This window comes from Streptomyces bobili (assembly GCF_002154575.1).
GTDB lineage: Bacteria > Actinomycetota > Actinomycetes > Streptomycetales > Streptomycetaceae > Streptomyces > Streptomyces bobili.
This window is the reverse complement of sequence record NZ_MUBA01000032.1, coordinates 1-2,066: the sequence shown is the minus strand read 5'-3', so window position 1 is coordinate 2,066 and position 2,066 is coordinate 1. Positions and strand designations below refer to the sequence as shown.

3 protein-coding genes are annotated in these 2,066 nt (G+C 70.9%); 2 read left to right on the top strand and 1 reads right to left on the bottom strand.

The window, feature by feature from the left end:
* The first annotated feature begins 183 nt into the window (after nucleotides 1-183).
* Nucleotides 184-1,086, top strand: coding sequence for a hypothetical protein (locus BZL64_RS03165; RefSeq protein ID WP_208639349.1), 903 nt, complete (start codon nucleotides 184-186; stop codon nucleotides 1,084-1,086).
* Nucleotides 1,087-1,229: 143 nt separating this feature from the next.
* Nucleotides 1,230-1,520, top strand: coding sequence for a zinc-ribbon domain-containing protein (locus BZL64_RS03160; RefSeq protein ID WP_086765905.1), 291 nt, complete (start codon nucleotides 1,230-1,232; stop codon nucleotides 1,518-1,520).
* A 23-nt stretch (nucleotides 1,521-1,543) separates the two neighbouring features.
* Here BZL64_RS03160 and BZL64_RS03155 read toward each other — a convergent pair.
* A partial coding sequence (locus BZL64_RS03155) for a TIGR03943 family putative permease subunit (RefSeq protein ID WP_107430193.1) occupies nucleotides 1,544-2,066 on the bottom strand: 523 nt, incomplete at its 5' end.

Here is a 2,066-nt window from a genome sequence, read left to right as displayed (position 1 = left end):
AGATGTGTATAAGCGGCCACCCTCCCCGCGCCGGGGAGGCCGCGTCACCCGTCCGAGTGACCAGCTTGTCGAGGCGAGGCGCGGGCCGTTACGTTCGCCGCAACAACCGAAAACTGAGACGGCCCCCGCTGGGACTGGCATCCCGAGCGAGGGCCTGACCAATCAGGAAGCAGTACCTTCCCCATGGCTGACTCGCAGTCTAACGCGCCCCTGCGCGCCGACGCCGGAGCTCCGAACTCCGGCGTGATCCACGTCCGTACCCGTCTGACGACCGACTTCACGGTGCTCTCCAACGCTCTCTTACAGCGACGTTGCAGCGCGGTCACGGTCGGCGTGGCGGCGTACATCGTCTCCCTGCCCGACGGGGCCCCCGTGACCATCGCCGCCCTGTGCAATCACTTCACCGAGGGCGAGATCCTCATCTCGCGGGCGCTCAGGGAACTCGAATTCGCCGGATACCTGGACCGCCGCCGCGAGCGGATGCCCTGCGGGCAGATCCGTACGCGGACGTACTTCTACGACGTCCCCGGCGGCGTGCCCGACCCGGAGCCGGACGGGTGGCCCGAACGTCCGAAGCCACGCCGGCCCCGCAAGCCCGCGCCTGCCGTAGCGCCCGCTCCCTCCCCCATTCCAGCGCCCGTCCCCGCGCAGGCCGAGCCCGTCGCGGAGACGCCGGTCCCGACCCCGGCCCCGGCCGCGCTTCCTGACGCCGACCCGCAGTCCCTCGCCGTACTCTCCATCGTGCGGCGGATCGATCCCCGGCTGGTCGTCTCCGCGCGGGAGGCCGCGCAGATGGCGCCGGGCATCTCCGAATGGCTCGCGTCGGGCCTCGACGGGATCCAGATCGCCAAACTGCTCACCGACGGGCTCCCGGACCGTTTCCTCACCCGCCCGGCGGGCATCCTCGCCTACCGCCTGCGCGAGACACCCCTGCCTGCCCCGCCCCGGCCACCGATGCCCCTCGCGGAGCGCCCGGCCTTCGTGCCCTTCCAGGACTGCGAGGGCTGCTATCGGCCCTTCCGCGCCCCGGACCCCGGCCGCTGCCGCGACTGCCGGACCGGAGTCGGTCTCCGCGCGGCGGGATGACGACCGGTCCGGCGACGTCCGTCCGGTACCGGTCCGGCAATCGCCTTCGGTGCGGCGGGTACGCGGATGGCAAGGTGGGTGATGCCAGACGCCGCTTCCCCGTGCTGTGGGGGACAGGCACCGGACCGGAAAGGACCAGCGAAATGATCATCTTTGGGACCAAGGGATATCTGTACCAGCTCGCGATACTCACGCTGGTGTGCGGGAGCTGCGGTAATCCGTCCGCGCACACGCTGAGGAAGCGCGTCACGAAGTTCACGCTGTTCTTCGTGCCGCTGTTCCCGATCTCCACCAAGTACGTCACCCAGTGCACGTTCTGTGGCGCGGAGCAGAAGCTCGTGAAGGAGCAGGCCGACCAGCTGGTGCTGCAGGCCGCCGGTGGTCCGGCCGGGCAGGCGTACGGGCAGCCGCAGCAGCAGCCGTACCAGTCCTGAGAGTTCGGTTCGGCGGCCTCGGGTCAGGTGTTCCACGTTTCGTCGTACGGATCCTTCGGGGTGGGCACCGGCCTCGCGGCGGTGACCTCTATGAAGGGGATCGGGCCGTCGTTGACCGGATCCTTGACGCGGTGCGGGGTGTAGGTGCCGGTGATCTCCAGCCAGGTGTCCGGCTGGAGTACCGGGGGGATCCGGCCGGTCAGGCCCACCTTGACCGGCTGGGCGTCCGCCGCGCAGCAGTTGAGCGCCATGCGGACCAGGTACGGGGTGCCGTCGCGGTCCAGCGCCAGGAAGCCGGTGAGCTGGATGCGGCGGCCGGTGAGCGTACGGCCGTCGTCGTAGACCGCGCGGCCCGCGTAGTCGACCACGCTGAGGCGGAGTGGGCCGGTGGCCGGGAGCGCCGGGTACGCCAGCGGCTCCTGGAGCGACGTACCGGTGCGGGTGGCGCTGTACGAGCCGAGGGCCGGCGGGGCCACCAGGATCAGGGCCAGGAGGGGGAGGACGAGGAGCCAGGAGATGCGGGGTTCCGGGTGAGAGAGCTGGGCG